General features: G+C 45.0%; 16 protein-coding genes and 5 pseudogenes. 20 read left to right on the forward strand and 1 reads right to left on the reverse strand.

Annotated elements, in window-relative coordinates; all coding sequences use genetic code 11:
- The first annotated feature begins 87 nt into the window (after nt 1–87).
- Entirely contained in the window at nt 88–1,368 is a 1,281-nt protein-coding gene (locus tag DW996_RS00325) for an HlyC/CorC family transporter (RefSeq protein WP_118534522.1), read from the forward strand.
- Nucleotides 1,369–1,428: 60 nt separating this feature from the next.
- Here DW996_RS00325 and DW996_RS00330 read toward each other — a convergent pair whose 3' ends face one another.
- Complete coding sequence (locus tag DW996_RS00330; protein WP_118534523.1) at nt 1,429–2,463, reverse strand: N-acetylmuramoyl-L-alanine amidase; 1,035 nt, start codon at nt 2,461–2,463, stop codon at nt 1,429–1,431.
- A gap of 248 nt (nt 2,464–2,711) precedes the next feature.
- On the opposite strand from DW996_RS00330, the pseudogene DW996_RS00335 reads away from it, so the two are divergent.
- The 19 genes and pseudogenes from DW996_RS00335 to purE form a co-directional block, all read left to right on the forward strand.
- Nucleotides 2,712–3,329: pseudogene (locus DW996_RS00335) on the forward strand (tetratricopeptide repeat protein); the annotation flags it as partial.
- A gap of 29 nt (nt 3,330–3,358) precedes the next feature.
- Nucleotides 3,359–3,583, forward strand: coding sequence for a hypothetical protein (locus DW996_RS14980; RefSeq protein WP_158575121.1), 225 nt, complete (start codon nt 3,359–3,361; stop codon nt 3,581–3,583).
- Nucleotides 3,584–3,828: 245 nt separating this feature from the next.
- Nucleotides 3,829–6,203 (forward strand): annotated as a pseudogene (locus DW996_RS00340) (ribonucleoside triphosphate reductase).
- A 104-nt stretch (nt 6,204–6,307) separates the two neighbouring features.
- Nucleotides 6,308–7,584: pseudogene (locus tag DW996_RS00345) on the forward strand (dihydroorotase).
- Nucleotides 7,585–7,628: 44 nt separating this feature from the next.
- Nucleotides 7,629–8,570, forward strand: a complete 942-nt coding sequence (gene pyrF, locus DW996_RS00350; RefSeq protein WP_118534525.1) for an orotidine-5'-phosphate decarboxylase — start codon at nt 7,629–7,631, stop codon at nt 8,568–8,570.
- Between the two features lie 15 nt (nt 8,571–8,585).
- Nucleotides 8,586–9,350 carry a dihydroorotate dehydrogenase electron transfer subunit gene (locus tag DW996_RS00355; protein WP_118534526.1) on the forward strand — a complete coding sequence of 255 codons (765 nt, stop codon included), beginning with the start codon at nt 8,586–8,588 and terminating at the stop codon, nt 9,348–9,350.
- Nucleotides 9,350–10,255 carry a dihydroorotate dehydrogenase gene (locus tag DW996_RS00360; RefSeq protein ID WP_118280762.1) on the forward strand — a complete coding sequence of 302 codons (906 nt, stop codon included), beginning with the start codon at nt 9,350–9,352 and terminating at the stop codon, nt 10,253–10,255. The genes DW996_RS00355 and DW996_RS00360 overlap by 1 nt, the downstream gene beginning before the upstream one ends.
- 9 nt (nt 10,256–10,264) lie before the next feature.
- Nucleotides 10,265–11,293 carry a GGDEF domain-containing protein gene (locus DW996_RS00365; protein WP_118534527.1) on the forward strand — a complete coding sequence of 343 codons (1,029 nt, stop codon included), beginning with the start codon at nt 10,265–10,267 and terminating at the stop codon, nt 11,291–11,293.
- Nucleotides 11,293–11,865 carry a GNAT family N-acetyltransferase gene (locus DW996_RS00370; protein ID WP_118534528.1) on the forward strand — a complete coding sequence of 191 codons (573 nt, stop codon included), beginning with the start codon at nt 11,293–11,295 and terminating at the stop codon, nt 11,863–11,865. Before DW996_RS00365 ends, DW996_RS00370 begins: the two co-directional genes overlap by 1 nt.
- A 400-nt stretch (nt 11,866–12,265) precedes the next feature.
- A complete protein-coding gene (fucO, locus tag DW996_RS00375) occupies nt 12,266–13,414 on the forward strand; it encodes a lactaldehyde reductase (RefSeq protein WP_118280765.1) in 1,149 nt (382 codons plus the stop codon).
- A 254-nt stretch (nt 13,415–13,668) separates the two neighbouring features.
- Complete coding sequence (locus DW996_RS00380) at nt 13,669–14,403, forward strand: M15 family metallopeptidase (protein ID WP_118534529.1); 735 nt, start codon at nt 13,669–13,671, stop codon at nt 14,401–14,403.
- Between the two features lie 144 nt (nt 14,404–14,547).
- Complete coding sequence (locus tag DW996_RS00385) at nt 14,548–15,984, forward strand: helix-turn-helix transcriptional regulator (RefSeq protein WP_118534530.1); 1,437 nt, start codon at nt 14,548–14,550, stop codon at nt 15,982–15,984.
- A 105-nt stretch (nt 15,985–16,089) separates the two neighbouring features.
- Complete coding sequence (locus tag DW996_RS00390; protein WP_118534531.1) at nt 16,090–16,743, forward strand: anti-sigma-I factor RsgI family protein; 654 nt, start codon at nt 16,090–16,092, stop codon at nt 16,741–16,743.
- Between the two features lie 29 nt (nt 16,744–16,772).
- A complete protein-coding gene (locus DW996_RS00395) occupies nt 16,773–18,971 on the forward strand; it encodes an InlB B-repeat-containing protein (protein ID WP_118534532.1) in 2,199 nt (732 codons plus the stop codon).
- Nucleotides 18,972–19,158: 187 nt separating this feature from the next.
- Nucleotides 19,159–19,844: pseudogene (pyrE, locus tag DW996_RS14645) on the forward strand (orotate phosphoribosyltransferase).
- A 13-nt stretch (nt 19,845–19,857) separates the two neighbouring features.
- The gene (locus tag DW996_RS00405) at nt 19,858–20,298 is read left to right on the forward strand and encodes a VanZ family protein (RefSeq protein WP_118280771.1); all 441 of its coding nucleotides are present in this window, start codon (nt 19,858–19,860) and stop codon (nt 20,296–20,298) included.
- The gene (locus tag DW996_RS00410; RefSeq protein ID WP_118280772.1) at nt 20,288–20,614 is read left to right on the forward strand and encodes a hypothetical protein; all 327 of its coding nucleotides are present in this window, start codon (nt 20,288–20,290) and stop codon (nt 20,612–20,614) included. The genes DW996_RS00405 and DW996_RS00410 overlap by 11 nt, the downstream gene beginning before the upstream one ends.
- A gap of 19 nt (nt 20,615–20,633) precedes the next feature.
- Complete coding sequence (locus DW996_RS00415) at nt 20,634–22,748, forward strand: aminopeptidase (RefSeq protein ID WP_118534533.1); 2,115 nt, start codon at nt 20,634–20,636, stop codon at nt 22,746–22,748.
- Nucleotides 22,749–22,784: 36 nt separating this feature from the next.
- Nucleotides 22,785–23,293 (forward strand): annotated as a pseudogene (gene purE, locus DW996_RS00420) (5-(carboxyamino)imidazole ribonucleotide mutase).
- Nucleotides 23,294–23,405: the final 112 nt, after the last annotated feature.

Below are 23,405 nucleotides of genomic sequence, written 5' to 3' on the forward strand. Positions count from 1 at the left end.
GGTATTGCTTGATTTCTAAAAGAAAAAATATATAATAAAATGAAATAACGAGATATTATTATAAGAAAGAAAAAGGAGTGATGTTTTTTGGATACCGTCTCGATACTTCAGTTAGTGATCTTGGTTGTTCTTTTACTTTTATCTGCGTTCTTTTCTTCTGCGGAAACAGCGCTGACAACCGTCAACAAGATCAAAATGAAATCTATGGCAGAAGATGGCGATAAGCGGGCACAGTGTGTGCTCAAGGTAACAGATGATTCGGCAAAGATGCTGTCGGCGATACTGATCGGCAATAATGTAGTCAACCTGTCAGCATCATCACTGGCAACGACACTTGCCATACGCCTGTTGGGCAGTGTGGGCGCAGGGGTAGCAACAGGACTTTTGACCCTGCTGATCCTGATCTTTGGTGAGATCTCGCCGAAGACACTGGCAACACTCAATGCGACCAAGATATCTTTGTCTTATGCAAAGATCATTTGGGGCTTAATGGTGATTTTGACACCGGTGATCTTTTTAATCAACAAGTTATCTTTGGCATTTTTACGTCTGCTTCGCGTAGATCCCAACCAGAATGAGGGAGCCATTACCGAGGAAGAATTGCGCATCATGGTAGATGCCAGCCATGAGAGTGGCGAGATTGAGGGAGAAGAACGAGAGTATATCCATAACATCTTTGATTTTACGGATGCGACCGCCAAGGAGATCATGATACCCCGTATTGATATGACCATGGTCAATGTGAACTGGTCCTATGACAAATTAGTGGAAACTTTTAAAGAGGATATGTTCACGCGACTGCCGGTCTATGAGGGAGACACGGACAATATCATCGGTCTGATCAATATGAAGGATATGATCCTAGCACCGCGCGGAGAGGATTTTTCCATCCGTGATTATCTGCGAAAAGTATATTTTACCTATGAACAGAAGAATACCTCGGAATTGTTTGAGGAGATGCGAAAGGAGCGCTTAAGCCTTGCAATCGTGCTGGATGAATACGGTGCAGTGGCAGGACTTGTGACCCTAGAAGACCTCCTGGAAGAATTGGTGGGCGAAATCCGTGATGAATTTGACGGAAATGAGGAAGACGATCTCATCCGGATCAGCGAGAGGGAGTATGATGTCCTTGGTTCTATGAATCTGGAAGATCTGTGTGATGAACTGCACCTTGCCTTTACCTCAGAAGATTATGATACTATCGGTGGTTATCTGACCGGGCTTTTCGATCATTTCCCACAAAAGGGAGAAGTCTATGTGACCGGGGATGGTGTGATACTTCGGGTAGAGGGCGTGGATAAGAAGCGTATCACCAAAGTGCATATCAAACTGCCAAAGTCGGACGAGGAAAAGGCAGAAGAAGTATAGAAAACATAAAATGAGAAAAGAAATGCCAGAACCGGATCAAAACAGGTTCTGGCATTTTTATTACTTCCCGATATAGTCATCGGTGACGATCAATGTCTCATAGCCGTCATTTTGCAGTTTTCTCTGCAGGACAACGGCTTCGTCTAAGTTATCGACAGGGCCGACCCAGATGGCGATCAGTCCGCCGATGCGTTTCCAGACTGCGGAATATCCCTGCCCCTTTAATTGCTCCATCAGGTAGACCGCATTCTCCGGATAGCGGAAAAGACCAACCTGCACATAATACCACATACGAGGCATTGGTTTTTCTTCCGGCATAGGCAGTGGTTCACAGGACGCATCGGCAAGCTGCCGGCGCATGTCAGCCACCGGATCGGACGGACTGGCTTCCGGTGCGATGGATCGTGCCTTTTCCACAGGTGCAGAGGCTGCCTCCACAGGAGCATGTTGCGCATCTGCACTCATTTGGTTTGTTTTACCGGAAGTCGTCTGAGAAGCATCAGAAGTGGTCTGCGGTATAGGGGGAACCTGCTCTGTAGAAGCCGTCGGGGCATGTGTCGTCCGCAGTGGCAGAGCAGCCATCACACCATCTGCAATGGCGCGGGCAATAGCATCAAAATTCTCATCGAAAAGTCGGTTGTCCTCTTTGGAATTGATAAAGCCGACTTCTAAGAGAACAGCAGGCATGGAAGTGCGGCGGAGCACAACGAGTTCCTTGCGGGATTCAATGCCCAGATTTTTAAATCCGATCTCCTCCAAGTTTTCATTGACATTTTTGGCAACGCGGAGCGCCAGAGGATTTTTATCATATACAAGGGCTTGCACACCCTGATAGAGATCTGGAGTTTCGGCAAAATTACGATGGAAGGATAAAAACAGATCCCCACCCGCAGAGTTTGCGATCTGCGCTTTGTCGTAAGGTGAATCGTAACGATCGTCTGTGCGTGTGTAGATGATCTGATATCCTGCGTTTTGTAATTCCTGACCTACTGCCAGGGCTAATCTCAAGTTGTCAGCTTTTTCTTTTCTGTTTTCATAGACGGCACCGGGGTCGAAACCGCCATGGCCCGGATCTATAATGATGGTCTTTGACATGAGAAAACCTTTGCATATGTTTTTAATAGCCTATGCGAATACAAATAAAATGTGAACTATTCTATACAAAAAACTATAGTTTTGGTATGATAAATGGAGTGAAAAAAGATGAAATGCAAGATAAAAGGAAGTTTTTTAAAATGCGTAAAGAATGCAAAAATGTCATAAAACGTCTGGCGGGGGCAACCCTTGGTCTGACTTTGTGTCTGGGGCTTTTGAGTGCATGTGGCAGCAAGACGACACAGCAGATGGAAGAAAAGAAAGAGGCAGGCATTACTGCCATGCAGTCGGCAGATTACAAGACAGCGGTAGAATCCTTTGATGCGGCATTGCAGTTATCCGGTGCAAAAGTGGATGCGAATGTCGTGGATATCTGTTTTTATAAGGCGGCAGCAGAGTATGCCCAGGGCAATCTAAAGGAAGCCATAGCCGTCTATGACTCGATCGTTGATTATGATGAGACCGATTATCGTCCCTGCTTTTTACGGGGCAGCGTTTATCTGAACGAGGGCGAGAGGGAAAAGGCAATCAAAGACTATGAAGAAGCGGTCAAGCGCGCCGGCAGCAATTACGAATTATATATTTTGATCAGCCAGAATCTGAAAGCCTCCGGGATGGAAGATGAGGGCGATAATTTCTTGGATGAGGCACTGGCTCTGGAAGGAAAAAGCGGTGAGGACTATCTGGGCAAAGGACGGATCTATCTGGAACAGGGAGACTATAAGCAGGCGATCGAATATTTGCAGACGGCAGTAGAGAAGAAGGCGTCAGACGCTAAGGTCTATCTGGCAGAGACTTATGAGGCATCCGGGGACAGCGACAGCGCATCCAAACTTTTAGCAGAGTATGTCAAGGAAGAAAAGCCTCGGCAGAGGCACTGGCACTTCTTGGTAATATGGAGATCAAGGCGGGCAATTATGACAAGGCATTGGAGTATTATCAGGAAGGCATCAAAAAAGAAGATGATACCGCGATGCAGGATCTGCTCAAGGGGGAGATCGTCGCACTGGAATACACAGGCGATTTTAGCAGTGCCAAGGAGAAGATGACAGAATATCTGGCAAAATATCCGACGGATCAGGCAGCCTTAAGAGAGCAGACTTTTCTACAAACTAGATAAAATTTTTGCATTGATTTATTAAATGCAAAATGAATAAGTGACAGAATACCCCATGAAATCGGCTTTTCATGGGGATTTTTTGTATTTGTCGTCAAAATGACGAAAATACTATATATAGTGAAATGATATTGACCCATGCACCATATTTTGATAGAATTTGTACATAAATAGCGTTTGAACGAGAAACATGTCGCTTACATGTATGGAGTTGGAGAACCAAGGGATTTTGAAAGGTGGATTAGGAAATGTTTGAAGTTGTGAAAAGGGATGGACAAGTAACAGAGTTCAACTTGGGGAAGATCAATGATGCGATCGCCAAGGCATTTGATGCGACACAGATGTCTTATAATGATGATATCATTGGTTTATTGTCTTTGCGCGTATCTGCGCATTTTCAGGATAAGATCAAGGACGGAAAGGTATCGGTAGAGGCAATCCAGGACAGTGTTGAGACCGTTTTGGAGCAGACGGGTTATACCGAGGTCGCTAAGGCATATATCCTGTATCGTAAGCAGCGTGAAAAGATGCGTAATATGAAGTCTACGATCTTAGACTACAAGGACGTTATCAATAGTTATGTAAAGGTGGAAGACTGGCGTGTAAAGGAAAATTCTACCGTTACTTATTCTGTAGGAGGTCTGATCTTAAGCAATTCCGGCGCAGTGACGGCAAATTACTGGCTTTCCGAGATCTATGATGAGGAGATTGCAGAGGCACACCGCAATGCGGACATCCACATCCATGATCTGTCTATGTTGACCGGTTATTGTGCAGGCTGGTCTTTGAAGCAGTTGATTCAGGAAGGCCTGGGCGGTATTTCCGGCAAGATCACATCTGCTCCGGCAGCACATTTATCCGTGCTTTGCAATCAGATGGTAAACTTCCTCGGCATTATGCAGAACGAATGGGCAGGAGCACAGGCTTTCTCTTCTTTTGACACCTATCTGGCACCATTCGTAAAGGTAGACAATCTGACCTACCGCGAAGTGAAAAAATGTATCGAAGCATTTATTTACGGAGTAAATACACCGAGCCGTTGGGGAACACAGGCACCATTCTCCAACATTACTTTGGACTGGACCGTTCCGGCAGATCTTGCAGAATTACCTGCTATCGTCGGCGGCAAGGAAATGGACTTTAAGTACAAGGACTGCAAGAAGGAAATGGATATGGTCAACCGTGCATTTCTTGAGATCATGATCGAGGGCGATGCCAATGGTCGTGGATTCCAGTATCCGATCCCTACTTATTCTATTACCAGAGATTTTGACTGGTCTGATACCGAAAACAACAGACTGCTCTTTGAAATGACCGCAAAATACGGCACACCATATTTTTCAAATTATATCAACAGTGACATGGAGCCGAGCGATGTGCGTTCTATGTGCTGTAGGTTGCGTCTGGACTTGAGAGAACTCCGCAAGAAATCCGGTGGTTTCTTTGGCTCAGGTGAAAGTACCGGATCTGTTGGCGTTGTTACGATCAACATGCCGCGTATCGCATATCTGGCAAAGGACGAGGCAGATTTTTATGCAAGACTGGATCATATGATGGATATTGCCGCAAGATCCTTAAAGATCAAGCGTGGTGTCATCACCAAACTTTTAAATGAAGGTCTTTATCCATATACCAAGCGTTATCTGGGAACCTTTGACAACCATTTTTCAACGATCGGTCTGATTGGTATGAACGAAGTGGGACTCAATGCAAAGTGGCTTGGCATGGATCTGACACATGAAGAGACACAGCAGTTTACCAAGACGTCCTCAACCATATGCGCGAGCGCCTGTCTGATTACCAGGAAGAATACGGTGATCTTTACAATCTGGAGGCAACACCGGCTGAGTCTACGACTTATCGTCTGGCAAAGCATGATGTTGCACAGTTCCCGGATATCAAGACGGCAGGCAAGGAAGGAGATACACCTTTCTATACCAACAGTTCACACTTGCCGGTAGAATACACATCCGACATTTTTGACGCATTGGACATTCAGGATGACTTGCAGACCCTTTACACTTCAGGAACCGTATTCCATGCATTCCTGGGTGAAAAGTTAGACACATGGGAGTCCGCGGCAAAACTGGTTCGCACTATCGCAGAAAATTACAAGTTGCCGTATTACACCTTGTCTCCGACCTATTCTGTATGTAAGGAGCATGGTTATATCGCAGGCGAGCATTTTACCTGCCCGCATTGTGGAGCAAAGGCAGAAGTATATTCCCGTATCACAGGCTACTATCGTCCGGTACAGAACTGGAACGAGGGTAAGACCCAGGAATACAAGAACAGAAAGTTATATGACATCAAGAAGTCTGTTTTGAAAAAGCCGGCAAAGAGTTTGGTGACAATCACGGAAGATGATGTCAAGATCCAGCCTTTGCATAGTGTAAAATATCTCTTTACCACAAAGACTTGTCCAAACTGCGCCATGGCAAAGGAGATCTTAAAGGATCAGGAATACGTTGTGATCGACGCAGAGGAAAATGTGGAACTGACACAGCAGTATGGTGTTATGCAGGCACCGACGCTTGTTGTGGTAGACGGAGAACATACCAAGAAATATGTGAACGCATCTAACATTCAAAAGTTTGTGGATGAGACACTGGTACAACAATAGCATTTGAGGGGCGAAGGCATAACCTTTCGTCCCTTCTTTTTGAAAAAGACCAAAGGGGGCAATCCTTGTGGCAAAAGGAACGTCCCTGTGAACAGGAGTGAAAGATGGGAATTTTAATCAAAAACGGACACATTTTAAATCCACCGACAGGAACGGATGAGGTCATGGATCTTTATGTGGAAGGAGATCGCGTGACAAAGATGCAAAAGGATCTGGCGGCAGGAGCGGACGATCAGGTGATCGACGCCAGCGGCTGCTATGTTTTTCCGGGATTTATAGATCTGCATGTGCATCTGCGCGACCCGGGACTTACCGCAAAAGAAGACATTGAGACCGGATCGCGGGCAGCAGCACATGGGGGATATACCACGATCGTTGCCATGCCAAATACCAAGCCGGTCGCCGATTGCCCGGAAGTCATCCACTATGTGCATGATAAGGCAGCAGAGGTCGGTCTGACCCATGTATTGCAGGTGGGTTCTGTGACAAAAGGCATGGAGGGTAAGGAATTGTCAGACCTATCCGGCATGATAAAAGCCGGTATCCCGGCAATCTCCGAGGACGGCAAGAGCGTTATGGATTCGGGACTTTACCGGGAAGCCATGAAGATCGTAGCAAAGGCAGACATCCCGGTACTGGCACATTGCGAGGACATCAATCTGGTGCAGGGCGGTGTCATCAATCAAGGAAATAAGTCAAAGGAACTTGGCGTATCCGGTATTTCCAATGCCGTAGAGAACGTGATCGTAGCCCGTGACATCATGCTGGCGGAGGAGACCGGTGCAAGACTCCACCTTTGTCACTGCTCTACCAAGGAATCGGTAGAGCTGGTGCGTGATGCCAAGAAAAAGGGTATCAAGGTCAGCGGTGAAGTATGTCCGCATCATTTTACACTGACGGAAGATGATATTGTGGAAGGGGATGCCAATTATAAGATGAACCCGCCACTGCGTACCAAGGCGGATGTGGACGCCTTAAAGGCAGGTCTGCGCGACGACATTATGGAAGTGATCTCTACCGACCATGCACCGCATACGGCAGAGGAAAAGGCAAAAGATCTAAAGAGCGCACCGTTTGGCATCGTAGGTATGGAGACGGCAGCAGCACTTACCTTTACCGAACTTGTAAAAACAGGTTACCTGACCCCGATGGGTATGGCAGAGAAAATGAGTACCAACCGGCGCGTATCCTTGGCATTAACAAGGGAGATATCAGCGTAGGACACCTTGCAGATATCACGATCTTTGATCCAAAGGATACTTACGAAATCAATGCAGCAGAATTTGCCAGCAAGGGAAAGAATATGCCGTTTGAGGGAAGAAAAGTGACCGGTCGTGTGGTTGGTACGATTTTGGATGGACGTATTGTTTATCAGAAGTAACTGGGGTATCATAGGAAAAGAATAAAAAGAGTGAGGATAGAGATATGATCAACAAGTTAAATGAAAAAATTAAAAAGACAGGCGCACCGATCGTGGTCGGCTTAGACCCTATGCTTTCTTATCTGCCAACGCACCTGCTGGATGCAGCCGTGGCAGAAAAGGGTGAGTCTTTAGAGGCAGTGGCAGATGCCATTTTTGCATACAACAAGGCAATCGTAGATGCAACCTATGATCTGATCCCTGCGGTAAAGCCACAGATCGCTATGTACGAGCAGTTCGGACTGCCGGGGCTTGCAGTTTTTAAAAAGACTGTAGACTACTGCCACGAAAAGGATCTGGTCGTGATCGGTGATGTAAAACGTGGAGATATCGGTTCCACATCCGCAGCCTATGCGACAGCGCATTTGGGTCAAGTCGCCGTAGGAAGTAAGGTGCTGACACCATTTGATGAGGACTTTGCGACTGTCAATCCATATTTGGGCAGTGATGGCATTGAGCCGTTTGTCAAAGTCTGCAAAGAGGAGAAAAAGGGAATCTTTGTATTGGTCAAGACCTCCAATCCGTCCAGTGGAGAATTTCAGGATCGCGTGATCACGGATGATGAGGGCAAGCAGAGACCTCTATATGAATTTGTCGGACAGATGGTTGATAAATGGGGTAGCGACTGCATGGGTGATGACTATAGTTATGTCGGTGCTGTTGTAGGAGCCACCTATCCGGAAATGGGAAAGGTATTGCGTGAATTGATGCCAAAGTCTTATATCCTGGTTCCGGGATATGGCGCACAGGGCGGCAAGGGTGCAGATCTGGTACATTTCTTTGACAAGGATGGTCTGGGCGCTATCGTCAATTCCTCCCGTGGTATCATCGCAGCCTATAAGCAGGAACAGTATCAGGCAAAGGGCATTACGGAAGAGAATTTTGCAGATGCGAGTCGTATGGCAGTTGAAGCCATGATTGCGGATATTAAGTCAGCATTAAATTAACAAGGAGTACATGATATGGCAAAGATTCAGGAAATGGCAACCGTATTAGAACAGACCATATTGGCAGAAAGTGTCTACAGTATGTGGCTGGCGACCAATGTTGCAAAGGAAGCGGCAGCGGGACAGTTCGTATCCCTTTATTGTGGGGAAGGAAGCCGCCTCTTACCGAGACCGATCAGCATTTGTCAGATTGATACCGACAGAAACGCCATTCGTCTGGTCTACCGGCTGGCAGGAAAAGGAACAAAAGAATTTTCCAAACTGCAGACAGACGAACAGGTCAGGATTCTGGGACCTTTGGGAAATGGCTTTCCACTCGAAGGTCAGCATCCAATCGTAATCGGTGGCGGTATCGGCGTACCTCCGATGTTAGAATTAGCAAAAAAATTAAAACAGGATTCAACAATCGTTCTGGGCTATCGGGATGATCAGTTGTTTTTAAAAGAGCAATTTGAATCATACGGACAGGTGGAGATCGCAACGGATGATGGCTCGGTAGGGCTACACGGTACGGTCGTGGATGTCTTACGGCAAAAGAATGTGACCGGGGATGTCATCTATGCCTGCGGTCCAAAGCCTATGCTTGCTGCCGTTAAGAAGTTTGCGGAAGAAAAGGGCATCAAGTGCTATATTTCTATGGAAGAGCGGATGGCTTGCGGCATTGGTGCATGTCTGGGATGTGTCTGCCAGACCAAGGAAGTAGATGCACATTCTCATGTGCATAATGCAAGGGTCTGCAAGGATGGTCCGGTATTTCTGGCTGAGGAGGTGGAACTCTAATGAATACACAGGTAAATTTAGCAGGGGTAACCTTAAAAAATCCAGTCATGGTGGCATCAGGAACCTTTGGATCCGGAGCCGAATATAGTGAGTTCGTAGATCTGAACCGTCTGGGTGCGGTCGTGACAAAGGGCGTGGCAAATGTGCCGTGGCCGGGCAATGCGACACCACGTGTGGCGGAAGTGCGCAGTGGTATGCTCAATGCCATCGGACTGCAAAATCCGGGCATTGATGTTTTCTGCCAGAGAGATCTGCCTTTTTTGGAAGGCTATGATACCAAGGTGATCGTTAATGTCTGTGGAAAGACTACGGCAGATTATCTGGAGGTTGTGGAATGTCTGGGGCAGGAAAAGCGTGTGGATATGTTGGAAATCAATATTTCCTGCCCGAACGTCAAAGAAGGCGGTATTGCTTTTGGACAGGATCCAAAGGCGGTAGAGGCGATCACCAAAGAAGTGAAAAAGCATGCAAAACAGCCGGTTATTATGAAACTCAGCCCGAATGTAACAGACATTACGGAGATGGCACGCGCGGCAGAAGCAGGCGGTGCAGATGTCCTTTCTTTGATCAATACCCTGACCGGTATGAAGATCGATATCAATCGCCAGACTTTTGCATTGGCAAATAAGACAGGCGGTATGTCCGGACCGGCAGTGCATCCGATCGCGGTACGCATGGTCTATCAGGTGGCACAGGCAGTGAAACTTCCGATCATTGGTATGGGTGGTATTGAAAATGCCGAGGATGCGATCGAGATGATCTTAGCAGGTGCTACAGCGGTATCGGTAGGAACCGCCAATTTCTATAACCCGATGGCAACCCTTGAGATCGCAGATGGCATCGAAGATTATATGAAACGTATGCATGTGGAAAATGTGCAGGATCTGATCGGAGCGGTACATTAAGGAGCGGGTATGGATCGTTTTTTTAATAAAAAAGTAGCAATGCAGTCTGCCCGCATCCTTAGTTTTTCCCTGCTCATTATTCATACATGGTTTATTTTCTATTTCCATGCCTTAGACGTCGTGGAAATGCGAAACCTGAATTTTTTGAGTGTATTGATCTATATTATCAGTTTCTGGATCATCCAAAAAGAAAAGATAGATTGGTTTATCAGCATTGTAGGGATCGAAGTCATGGTACACATGATCTTTGCAGCTTATTTTGTGGGGACGGATTGTGGACTACAGATCACTTTGCTTGGCATGCCAATCGTCTTTTTCTATACAGATTATTTCTCGCTGAAATTGCGTGGACGCAGTGCGCACGGGATCCTTTACAGTGTAATATATATGATAAGTTATATCTGCATTGAATTTATAGACAGGTATCACAAGGCGGTTTATGTCTTGCCGGAATGGGTAAACTTTTACACAAAATTATCTATTTTGATCTTAGCCTTTGTCATTCCGATCATTTTAGCCTATGTCATGACGCGCTACTCTTATTCTATGGAAAAGAATTTGCGTCAGTTAGCACAGACAGATGCAATGACCGGGCTTTTGGATCGCTATGGCATGCAGGATGTCGTCCGGGCAGCAATAAAAGGCGAGAATGCCACAGAATGTTGGATCGCTGTATTGGAACTGGATAATTACGAGTGGATCCGTCAGACCTATGGGCATGTGGCGGCAGATCAGGCGCTGATCGAAATTGCAAATTGCATGCAGAGACGGATGCCGGATTGCACCTGCGCCAGATGGGATAGCAATGAATTTACCATCGGCGGAAGAAATGTTTCAGAAAGCAGAGAAAAACTGGACCACTTGCTTGAAAAAATCCAGCAGATACAGGTGTTGGATATGACCGAGGAGTGCTTACTGCAGGTGTCCGGAGGCGTGGCTGTCTATGAAGATAGCATGGAGATGCAGGATTGGTTTGAGAGAGCAGAGCAAAAGTTACAACTTGCCAGATACAACGGTGGAAATCAGGTGATTATGTGATGGATGAAAAGAAAATATGCGTGCGAGAGGCTAGGGTTTCGGATGCAGAGGCCTTGTGTGAAATTTATGCTTATTATGTGAAGAATACGGCGATCACCTTTGAAACAGAAGTCCCTTCAGTGGCAGAGTTTACTGACCGGATCTGTAGTATTCAAGCGTGGTATCCCTATCTGGTCGCTGAGTGTAATGGTCAGATTCTTGGGTATGCCTATGCCCACCGCTACCATGAAAGAGCTGCTTTTGCCTGGGATGTGGAGGTGTCTATTTATATCCATCAGGAAACAAGGCGCGGTGGATTGGGTCGTATTTTGTATGAAGCACTGGAAGCGGCTTTGAAAAAGCAGGGAGTGGTCAATTGTTACGCGCTGGTCGCAGAGCCTGAGACAGAAGATGACTACCTGACCTTTGATAGTCTGAAATTCCATCAGAAAATGGGTTATCACATTGCTGGAACCCAGCATTACAGCGGATATAAATTTGACCGCTGGTATCACATGACAACACTGGAAAAGTTCTTAGGAGAACATAAAAAGGGGATGACAGAGATCAAGCCCTACCGGACTGTGGAGTGAAAGAGAATAGAATAGGAATTTTTGGGACACAATCGACGCATGATTGTGTCCGTTTTTGTCCTGCTATTTATGGTAAAGTGAACGTGATTTAATAGAGGAAAACCGAGAAGCAATCGAAAGGACGGTTTTGGGAATATGTTTACAAGAGAAAAGAAAGCAGAGAGATACGAGCAGATGAGACAGGACGCCTCCAAAAAAGAAATCCTTGAAGGAAGTAGGGGCAGAAGGAGACGGTGATTACTTTTCCTAAAAGTGTCCTCTCTTGCAAAAAAGAAAACCATTTTTGTCTATTGTCAAAAAAATATCAAACTCACTTGTAAAACCTCAGGATTGCGTTAAAATGTAGAAAAAGACAGTTCGGAAGATTGGGTATTTTAACAAAATTAGGAGGTTTTTTATTATGGCAAACAGATTTGTGTTGAACGAGACATCTTATCATGGTGCAGGAGCAATCGCAGAGATTGCAACAGAAACATTGGGAAGGGGATTTCAGAAAGCATTTGTATGCTCAGATCCTGATCTGGTAAAGTTCGGTGTAACCAAGAAAGTGCTTGACGTACTGGATGAGGCAAAGATCGCTTATGAACTCTACTCAAACATCAAACCAAACCCAACGGTTGAGAATGTAAAGACCGGTGTGGAAGCATTCAAGGCATCCGGCGCTGATTATATCGTTGCAATTGGTGGCGGATCTTCCATGGATACAGCGAAGGCAATCGGTATCATCATTAAGAACCCGGAATTCGCAGATGTTGTAAGTCTTGAAGGCGTTGCACCTACAAAGAATAAATGTGTTCCTATTTTTGCAGTGCCAACAACTGCAGGAACCGCAGCAGAGGTTACCATCAACTATGTTATCACAGATGCGGAAAAGAACCGTAAGATGGTATGTGTAGACCCTAAGGATATTCCGGTTGTTGCCTTTGTAGATCCTGAGATGATGGCAAGTATGCCAAAGGGACTTACCGCTGCAACCGGTATGGACGCACTGACACATGCGATCGAGGGATATATTACAGCAGGCGCATGGGAGTTGTCCGATATGTTCCACTTAAAGGCAATCGAGATTATCTCAAGATCTCTCCGTGCTGCTGTTGAGAACACACCGGAAGGCAGAGCAGATATGGCTTTGGGACAGTATGTTGCTGGTATGGGATTTTCTAATGTAGGTCTTGGTATTGTTCACTCTATGGCGCATCCTTTGGGCGCACTTTACGATACACCACATGGTGTGGCAAATGCTATTATCCTGCCAACAGGTATGGAGTATAATGCACCGGTATCTGGCGAAAAGTATCGTGAGATTGCCCGCGCTATGGGGGTAGAAGGTGTTGACGATATGACACAGGAAGAGTACAGAAAGGCTGCTATTGATGCTGTCAAGAAGTTGTCAGCAGATGTTGGTATCCCGGCAGACTTAAAGGATATTGTAAAGAGGGAAGATATTCCATTCCTGGCACAGTCAGCATATGATGATGCATGCAGACCGGGTAACCCAAGAGAGACAAGCGTAGAGGAGATCACAAAACTTTATGAATCACTTCTCTAGTCTGTAACTAGTTTGTAACACCGCAAAGGGTACACTCATCTTAGTATAGGATGAGTGTACTTTTTTGGAATTATAGCCCGATTGGTTCACAAAGAGCCAATCGGTTTTGGGTTTAGCAAACGTTTTTTCACATACAAGTGGACGATTTCTATTGTTAGGTTGCTGATGTGGAATTGGTCTATTATAATCAATATGTGACAAGCAATGACGTGACAAGAGCCTGCAATGGCTCAGATCATGTGGAAGGATGTTAGATGAATTTGCAAAAAAAGAAACGAGGGTTTCTGTTTCTTGAGGTAGTCCTGATTGGTCTTACGATAGGAGTCATCTTCTATGGCAGATATCAAACTGTGCAAAGGACAGAGGGAAAAAAGGTCGAACAGGAAAAAGAAACATCAATAGAAAGGGAAAGTCGGCAAGCAGAGCAACTTCCAGAACAGTTACCAGAACCAGCGGATACCGACTTTGTCAGGATCATGGACTATATTCCGGATATTGTCATCGACCTTAAATATGCCACAGCTGATAATTTTACGGGAACGGTCATCTACGATTTTAAGGATGCCTATTTGCGCTATGGAACAGTAAAAAAACTCGCAGTGGCACAGGAAAAATTCAAAACTATGGGATATTACATAAAAATATGGGATGCCTATCGTCCGTTTGCGGCACAGGAAAAGTTGTGGCAAGTCTGTCCAAATCCACGTTATGTTGCAAACCCAGCCAATGGTATGAAAGCACATAACCTTGGAGGGACAATTGACATGACGCTTGTTACATTCGATGGAAATGAGGTGGAAATGCCGACGGCATTCGATGATTTTTCTCTCAAGGCAGACCGTGATTACAGCGATGTGCCGGAAACAGCGGCAGGAAACGCTAAAATGATGGAGCGTGTGATGACAGAATGTGGTTTTGTAGGTTATGCGGGAGAATGGTGGGACTATTCCGATACAACAGCCTACGAAGCCTATGATTTCGAACCATAATTTAACAATTATATAGAATAAATTCCTTTAGTGTCTTTGGAACTGCGTTATAATGATTTCATGTTGTTTCAATAAATAGGGTGTATAAATAAGGATAGAGTCAGCCCAAGTGGCTGGCTCTTATTGAATGGTAGGATGAATGATATGAAAAAAGGTACTGTGAAATCCATTTTAATGCTAGGAATTTTTTACTTTGTATTTCTTGGTGCAGAATATTATTTTGATAATATGATGGCTTTTGTGACAGATGCAGATGGTGTGGTCTTAGCACAGAGCTATATCTTAGGGAGTAGTGTGCTGGGATTTTTGTTGTATGCACCAATGGAAAAAATGTTACCGGCAAAGATAAAGCAACTGTTTTGGAGCATGAGCAGTGCTGCTGTGATTCTGATGTTCTTTTTTATCAAGATTCATAGCGGCTATGGACATACATTGCGCGCAGGTTTGTTTTTATTCTTGTTGCTTGGGTATTTTGGAAGTGGTGTGCATTATTTGGTGGCGCAGACTTTTGCGACAGAAATTGAGACGGAAAAATCGCATTTGGCACGGACAGTAGGCTGTGCCTATGCCTTTGGGATTTTATTACAGTTTATCAATAACAATTGTATTTCATCCGTAGCAGTGCAGGTAATTTTCTTATGTCTGGCCTTTGCTGTTATGGAAGGTTTGTTTATGGTAAAAGCACAGCAGGTCGATGCGCAAGGAGAAACGCATCCGCTCATAGAAGCGGATGGTGTTGCACGAAAGATTGGCATGCTGTTGATTTTTATTGTCGCTCTCATGACATTTATTTTTGCAACATTAGATAACGCGGTGACATTGGTACATGCTGGTGGAGGTGCGGATATTGGACAATGGCCGAGACTTTTACTTGCGTGCAGTGGTTTGCTTGCAGGATTTTTATATGATATCAAAAAAGGTGCTTACCAGAACATCATCATGTATTGTGTGATGATGCTTTCAACGATTTGCGTGGTTGTGATCACGTGCGGTGGACCATTTCTATTGGGATTGGTTGTATTTTATCTGTCGGCCGGCTTCTTTTCCATTTATTTTGCCAGCAGTTTTATGCGTCTTTCGTATGCAATGAAAGAGGGAAAACTATGGGCTGGACTGGGGCGTGCTGTCAACAATCTGTGTGCGGTGGGAACGGCTTCAATGTCACTGGCACTTTTACATTCGCCAAGTTATGTCACCATTGTAATTGCACTTGTGTTATTTGCCATTACAAGTGTTTTGATTTTTGTATACCAGAGATATGGGGATCAAATGCGATGGAAACAGGAAAATGCAATTTTATCGCAGGAAGCAGAAAAAACAGAAAAGATATTAGAAACACATAAGAAAAGCGAAGAGGAATGGCTTGCACTTTTTGCGCAGGAATTTTCCTTAACACCGCGTGAAGTGGAAGTGCTTGCGTGCATGCTTCATTCAGAAGATAATGTGACAGAGATGGCAACGCAGCTTGCTATTTCGCGGGCAGCATTGTACCGCCATATTTCGAATATGAATGAGAAAACAAATACCAAGGCAAGAATTGGTTTGCTCCAATTTTATTATGCCTGGATGCAGGAAAAGTAAAGGAATTTGACAATTTGAGACATATGTCAACTCCCATATTACGACCGCATATGCTAGAATTTTACCCATCATTAAGTAGTAAATACTTTGTTGGAGGGTGAGCGTATGCAACGACGTAATGTGGGAGTTTTTTGTTGTTTACTCTGCCTTGTATTGGCATGTTCTACCATGATGTTTGGATGTGGAAAAGCAAAGCAGGAAGAACAAAAGAGTGCGACAAATCAGAAAACAGAAAAGACAAATGAACCGGAAGAAACAGGAGATGACGTAGCAGCACTATTAAAGAATGTGAAGTATGTGGCTGTGATTCATGTAAAAATTAATCCTGAATTTAATATTTATCTTGATGAAGATGAAAATGTCGTGGCATTGGAATGCCTGAATGCAGATGCAAAGGATGCATATGGCAAGAAATCGTTTGCCGGGAAAACACTAGACGAGACATTACAGACTGTGGTTTCTATTGCAGCAGAAAAAGGCTACATGAAAGAAGACCAGACGGTAGCACTTACCATCACAGAATGTACGACCGATTTGAATGCTACCGAATTACAGACAAAAATGGATCGTATGGTAACGGAAGCGGCAAAAGAACAGAATATCACAGTTACGACAGCGATGGATATGAGTGAAGAAGTCAGGACGACACAAAGAGAAGCGGGATTGTCCTGTGTGCGGTGGCAGTTTCAAGTGCGTTGTCTGTGGTGGCAGCGGTTCACTTTAAAATGGGATGGTATGCAAGAAAATAACAATACATAGATAAAAAACGACAAAAGGAGGAAGACAACATGAAAAAAACAAAAGGAAGGATGCGTGGAATTTTATCGCTGGTCTTAGCAATGCTTTTGACGGTAACGATGATTCCGGCACAAAAAGTATTGGCAGAAGGAGAAGCGGCAGGAAGTACGGCGGAAAACACGGGAAATCTGACGTTTGCTTCGTTTGAAAGTACAGATATATCACATGGTGAGGTGCAATGGAAAAATGGGGATGCAGATACTTGGCATACACAAACGACAACAGGGGATGTAACGGCAACAAATGTACGAATTGTTGTTAAGAAAAATGCCAATTTGGGGCAGCATATGGCGTTACGTATTAATGGACAGGACATATTGCAAACAAATTTGGAAACATTAAAGTCAAATGAGGGATTGAAACTGCAAGCAGATGGAAAGTATCAGTTTGAGCATATTGGATTTTCTTCTGCAGCGGGTGGTTCCGGCGGCGAAGAAAATCCACCACAGCCACCTAAGCCTCCAGTATCAAAGGGAATTGAATTTGTCTTAGAAGGTAATGCAAGAGATAAATTTGGTGAAATGATTGCTGCAGGAAATGATGCCAACAATATTTATGTAAAGGTGAATGAGGATACCTCTTATCAGAAGATTAACGATTTGATAAAGAGTAAGATGGTTACCGTATCACAGGACGGTCGTTATCAGTTTGCGGATTCTGTAAAAAAAGTTTCTCTCTATGTAAAATACGATGCAAACTATATGGTACAGTTTATGCCAAATGTAGCGGGCATAGGCTTTAGCGAAAATGCACCGCTCGTTTTGGATGGCTCTGGCTCACAGCATATCCAGATTGATAAAAAGGTCAACACGATCACATGGGCGTATGACGATGTGCGTTATGGCAAAGATGCTTATTTGGAGCATGGAACAGCAGAAATTATTGCAGTAAACGGAACACCGGTTGCACAGCTTCCGAAGGATCCGGACAATTTTGCAGCAAATGCAGGAAACAAAGATGGCGGACACTTTGCAGCAGATCCTGGTGCTAAGATTACCATTAAGCTGACACCAGATTATGGTTACCAGTTATCGGGAGTTCAGTTAAATGGCGGCGCTACGTTAGAGGCACAAAAAGATGTATCTACGTTCACATTTACCATGCCGGATACAAGCGTTCACTTCAAAGGCATTTTTACAAAATCAGAAGATGCCGTAGTGACAACGGGAAATACAGTCAAAAATGCTGCAATTGCAAATGGTGCCAATGCTGCAAACAGTGGAAATCTGGAGTTGAAGGTTTCGGATAACACAGAGTATAACACAGCAGCAGCCACAGCTCTTGTTTCTGATGCTGTAGCAGCAGAGGCAGTAGATCTTTCTTTGAATCAGGTCGTCAGCAAAGGAAATGGCACCAATTGGGAAACCGGAATTACGGAATTTGAAAAGCCAATCACATTATCTTTGGCATTGAAGGATTATGACGCCAATTACGATTATACGGTAGTGAGAAACCACAATGGAAAGCTGACAGCACTTGATACAACAGCAATCAACGGAACGGTTTCTTTTGCAACCAATCAGTTCTCTACCTATGTTATTGTAAAGAAAGAAAAGAGTAAGACACCGGTTTATAGTACACAGGCTAATGCCGGCGCAGGTGCACCACAGACAACATTTTCACAGACGACAAAGGAACTATTAGATGCGATTGGTCTTACCGCGGCAGAAAAGAAAGCGATTGCAGATGGCGCAAATGCAAATGTTATATTAAATGTAAATGTTAAGACATTGACAGAGAAAGAAGCAAAATTAATCGAAAGTGTCATTGGCAAGAATAAGATGGCAGAAACGTATGACATCAATCTTTTGCTTCAGATTGCAGGCTTAGCGGATCGGAATATCACAGATCCAAGCAGTGCAATCGGTATAACCATCACAATCCCGGATAAATTTATTAACACAGATACCAGTGTGAAGAGAGTTTATCGCATGGTTCGTATTCATGATGGAAAAGCAACGGTCATTGACGGAACGTTTGATGCGAATACAAAACAATTTACATTTGCAACGGATGGATTTTCCACCTATGCATTGGTATATGAAGACGTGGCTGCAACTACAACAACCCCAGCAACGACATCGCCAAAGACAAACGATACTTCATTACCTATCGCATGGCTTCTGCTTTTAGGTGCCGGTCTTTGCGGATGCATGGCAGTAACGCTCGTAAAAAAGAAAACGAAATAAACAGTACATGACGATTTGATAGAATGCTCCCCCAGGCAGAAGTGATGGTGGGGGCATTCTTTTTGCTTGTGATGATGTCTGTTTTTTTATGTTCGGGAAAATCCCTGTGGTTGCAAGGCGGGGGAGTTTATAGTAAAATTGTGGAAGGTTTAAAGGAAAAATAAGAATCAGAGGAGGTCTTGATTATATGGAAAGTTACAAGAAGGAATTCATTGAGTTTATGGTAGAGAGTGATGTTTTAAAATTTGGCGATTTTACCTTAAAGAGCGGTCGTAAATCTCCATTTTTTATGAATGCTGGTGCTTATGTCAGCGGACCACAGTTGATGAAACTGGGCGAGTATTATGCAAAGGCGATCCACGATGCTTACGGCGAAGATTTCGATGTCTTATTCGGACCGGCATACAAGGGTATTCCGCTGGCAGTCATCACGGCAGAAGCTTCTATCGTTTATATGGAAAAGAAGTAAAATATTGCTCCAACCGTAAAGAAGCAAAAGATCATGGTGCAGATATGGGTTCTCTTTTGGGCTATAAAATCAAAGATGGCGACCGTGTTGTGATGATTGAAGATGTAACAACTTCTGGTAAGTCTATGGAAGAGACCGTTCCAATCGTCCGCGCACAGGGTGACGTTACGATCGTAGGTCTTATGGTAAGTTTAAATCGTCAGGAGATCGGACTCTCCGGCGCCCACAGCAAGTCAGCCCTGGATGAAGTGGCAGAGACTTACGGCTTTGCGACCAATGCCATTGTGTCTATGTCAGAAGTGGTAGAACACTTATATAATCATGAGCATCAGGGTAAAATAGTCATTGACGATTCTATGAAAGCGGCTATCGACGCATACTATGACCAGTATGGCGTGCGATAAAGATGGTTATTTTATGAACAAGACAAATAAGATCCGGTATGTGATCCCTTTTATCCTCTATATGGGACTATTGATATATTTTCTGCTTTTTGCAGAGGCATTTCGGGAAAATGCAGTGGATGAGTATCGCTACAATCTGATCCCTTTTCGGGAGATCATGCGTTACATCCAATATCACAAGACGATTGGAACCGGGCGGGTACTTTTGAACCTGCTGGGCAATATCATAGGCTTTGCCCCTTTTGGATTTTTCCTGCCCTGTATCAGCAGACGACCGATCGATCTCTGGGCGGCAACACTTTTTTCCATGGAGTTTTCCATCACGGTAGAAGTGATCCAGTTGTTCAGCCGCGTGGGCTGTTGTGATGTGGATGACGTGATACTCAATACCTTGGGCGGTATGCTGGGCTTCCTGTGTTATCGGGTTTGGAGGAAATATAGACATGAATCGTAGAAGTAGAAGATATAGTGGGCAAAAGAAACCCTTATCTACACCATCCATAGGTGCGGCATTGGGAGCGGCGGCATCGCTTTTGATCCTGGTACTGGCACTTTTTATTGCAGCAAATACAGATGGCAGCAGTGCCAATATCATCGGCGGTATCTCGGTGCTTGCCATGATCCTGGCGATCGCGACATGCGTGACAGGAGCGCATATGGCACGCAATGATAATTTTGAAAAAATATCCCGTATCCTTGGCGTGGTCGTTCCGGCGATCGCGACGGCATGCTGGGTGATCTTATATTGTATCGGTATTCTGATTGGATAAAAGACAGGTGGGTAGAAAAATGAGACAATTAGAGCGACAGGAAGAATATGAAGAACGATTTGCTCTGGTAAGTGAGCGGGTAGATCAGTTAAAGGAAGATGCGGAGGTGCCGGATCCCTTTGCTTCTTATTTTAAAGAAGTGGCAGCATTTCTTGGGCTGGTAAAAAAGACATATGTCTGTGTGGCAGAGGGTGCCTATGAGAGGCTTTCCTTAGAGGAACGGCAAAAGATACACGCGGACTTGTATGGCAGATTGGAGCCGGCGGTCTATGAGGCTTCTTATTTAAATCCGGAATATGCCGAGGAGACGCTGGGAGCAGAACTGGGCGGTATGCTCAGCATGCTTTATGCAGATCTGTTATCGACCATACCGGATGCCTTTGAAGAAAGGCTGGACCTGCTCTGCATCTGGAACGAACTCTTTGTAGAACTCCACGGTTGTTTTGTGGAAGAAATGCAGGAGATGGGAACAGAGGCAGGAGCATTCTCCGGGGAATCCTTGAAATGGATTGCAGGAAATGTAAAGGATGCGATCTACTGGTTCTATCATGACTATGCGGAAAGTTTTGTACCGGATACGATTCTGCCAATGATCGATCCATCCTATGATTTCTTTACCAAATGGATCGAGGAAGCAGACTTATCCGGCAATGCCTATCTTTACCGCATCGGTGCACCGGTCGGTAAGAATGAACTTTTGATGGCAGATTATCTGCGAAAGATGCCGCAAGATCAGATCGATGCTATGGCGCATACCTTTACGGAGGGCTATCGCAAGGGCTTTGAGATGGCTGGCAAGGATATCCATGCGAAAAAAACGGTCAAGATCGAGGCACCGCTTGGCATGGAGCGTATGGTAAAGGCTGCCATGGCACAGTTTGCAGACATGGGCTTAAAGACGACCATCCTGCGTGAGGCGACGATCTCACTTTACGGCAGGGGCGGTGGCAAGCGTGGTTATTACAGTGTATCGCCAAACCGTCAGTATGATTATGACCACAAGGATGATAAGGCATATTATTTTGATAAATCCTTTGTAGAACGCCGCTTGGAAGTCATGCGTGACACCTTTGAAAAGGAAAAAGACAAGGCACTGACCTTTGGCGGTCCGGCGGTTGTGGAAGTCTTTGGCGAAGAACCATTTGCGCCGGTCAACAAGGAGGCAAATGCCAAGTATTCCGACAAGCAGAATTCTCTGAACGTATATAATGCTGTGGAATCCGGTAAGATCACCAACACCTATATCCCGGGAGAATCCTACAGTTTTACCATCATTGCCTATCCATTGCCGGCGATCGGCGATCAATTTGAGGAGATCTTTGCCAAGACCGTTGAACTCAACACCTTAGACTATGAAAAATACCAGACCATCCAGCAGCATATCATTGACGCACTGGATCAGGGACAGAGCGTACATGTGACCGGACGTGGAGACAATCACACAGATATCCGGGTGCAGCTGCATCCGCTGGCGGATCCTGCAAAAGAGACGATCTTTGAAAACTGCGTGGCCGATGTCAATATTCCGGTGGGGGAAGTCTTTACATCTCCGGTCCTGGAAGGAACCAATGGTGTTCTGCATGTGACACAGGTCTATCTGGGAGAACTCTGTTACAAAGATCTGGAGGTCGTATTTACGGACGGCAAGATCACAGCCTATGACTGTGCCAACTTTGAGACGGAAGCAGAGAATAAAAAATACATTCAGGACAATGTCCTTTATCACCATAAGACCCTGCCGTTGGGCGAGTTTGCGATCGGCACTAACACGACGGCTTACCGCATGGCAAGAGATTATGACATTGCGGACAAACTGCCGATCCTGATCGCGGAAAAGACAGGACCGCATTTTGCTGTGGGTGATACCTGTTATTCCCATGCGGAAGATGTGCCGATGTATAACCCGGACGGTAAGGAAGTTGTAGCGAGAGACAATAGCGTATCTTTGCTCCGCAAGGACCCAAAGACCGTGAACCAGGCATATTTTAACTGTCATACCGATATTACCATCCCTTATGATGAGTTGGGCGATATCGTGGTGGAATGTGCGGATGGAAGAAAGATCACCATTCTTTCACAGGGCAGATTTGTCCTGCCGGGAACCGAGGAATTAAACGTTGAATTGGAACGATAAAATAGAAGAGACTTACAATTTAAGGAGGAAAAGAAAATGGCTAAAGTAGGAATGTAATGGGCAGCGACTCTGATATGCCGATCATGGCAAAGGCAGCAGAGGTCTTGGAACAACTGGGGATCGATTATGAAATGACGATCATTTCCGCACACAGAGAGCCGGATGTGTTCTTTGAATATGCGAAGGGGGCAGAGGCAAGAGGCTTTAAGGTCATCATTGCGGGAGCCGGAAAGGCAGCACATCTTCCGGGCATGTGCGCAGCACTTTTCCCAATGCCGGTCATTGGTATCCCAATGAAGACATCTGATCTTGGCGGTGTGGATTCTTTGTATTCTATCGTGCAGATGCCAAGCGGTATCCCGGTTGCGACCGTCGCTATCAATGGTGGGGCAAATGCGGGCATTTTGGCAGCCAAGATCTTAGCGACCAGCGATGATGAGATCTTAGAGAGGTTAAAGAAATACAGCGAGGATCTGAAAGATCAGGTCGTAGAGAAAGACGCGCGCTTACAGGAAGTGGGCTACAAGGCTTATATGGAAAAATAATAAGATGCATGGGACTAGGATATATTAGGATGACTAATATATCCTAGTAGTTTTTATTACTAGAATTTCTAAGACACAGGTTTTATAATGGGAACAGAGATACTCATAACAG

Source organism: Roseburia sp. AM51-8 (assembly GCF_003478275.1).
In the GTDB taxonomy this organism is placed as follows: domain Bacteria; phylum Bacillota; class Clostridia; order Lachnospirales; family Lachnospiraceae; genus Pararoseburia; species Pararoseburia lenta.

Coding starts and splice junctions, on each gene's coding strand:
- DW996_RS00390 (WP_118534531.1), top strand. CDS start 16,090: ATGCAACGACGTAATGTGGGAGTTTTTTGTTGTTTACTCTGCCTTGTA.
- DW996_RS00405 (WP_118280771.1), top strand. CDS start 19,858: ATGAACAAGACAAATAAGATCCGGTATGTGATCCCTTTTATCCTCTAT.
- fucO (WP_118280765.1), top strand. CDS start 12,266: ATGGCAAACAGATTTGTGTTGAACGAGACATCTTATCATGGTGCAGGA.
- DW996_RS00355 (WP_118534526.1), top strand. CDS start 8,586: ATGGCAAAGATTCAGGAAATGGCAACCGTATTAGAACAGACCATATTG.
- DW996_RS00365 (WP_118534527.1), top strand. CDS start 10,265: ATGGATCGTTTTTTTAATAAAAAAGTAGCAATGCAGTCTGCCCGCATC.
- DW996_RS00380 (WP_118534529.1), top strand. CDS start 13,669: ATGAATTTGCAAAAAAAGAAACGAGGGTTTCTGTTTCTTGAGGTAGTC.
- pyrF (WP_118534525.1), top strand. CDS start 7,629: ATGATCAACAAGTTAAATGAAAAAATTAAAAAGACAGGCGCACCGATC.
- DW996_RS00410 (WP_118280772.1), top strand. CDS start 20,288: ATGAATCGTAGAAGTAGAAGATATAGTGGGCAAAAGAAACCCTTATCT.
- DW996_RS00395 (WP_118534532.1), top strand. CDS start 16,773: ATGAAAAAAACAAAAGGAAGGATGCGTGGAATTTTATCGCTGGTCTTA.
- DW996_RS00330 (WP_118534523.1), bottom strand. CDS start 2,463: ATGTCAAAGACCATCATTATAGATCCGGGCCATGGCGGTTTCGACCCC.
- DW996_RS14980 (WP_158575121.1), top strand. CDS start 3,359: ATGGAGATCAAGGCGGGCAATTATGACAAGGCATTGGAGTATTATCAG.
- DW996_RS00370 (WP_118534528.1), top strand. CDS start 11,293: ATGGATGAAAAGAAAATATGCGTGCGAGAGGCTAGGGTTTCGGATGCA.
- DW996_RS00385 (WP_118534530.1), top strand. CDS start 14,548: ATGAAAAAAGGTACTGTGAAATCCATTTTAATGCTAGGAATTTTTTAC.
- DW996_RS00415 (WP_118534533.1), top strand. CDS start 20,634: ATGAGACAATTAGAGCGACAGGAAGAATATGAAGAACGATTTGCTCTG.
- DW996_RS00360 (WP_118280762.1), top strand. CDS start 9,350: ATGAATACACAGGTAAATTTAGCAGGGGTAACCTTAAAAAATCCAGTC.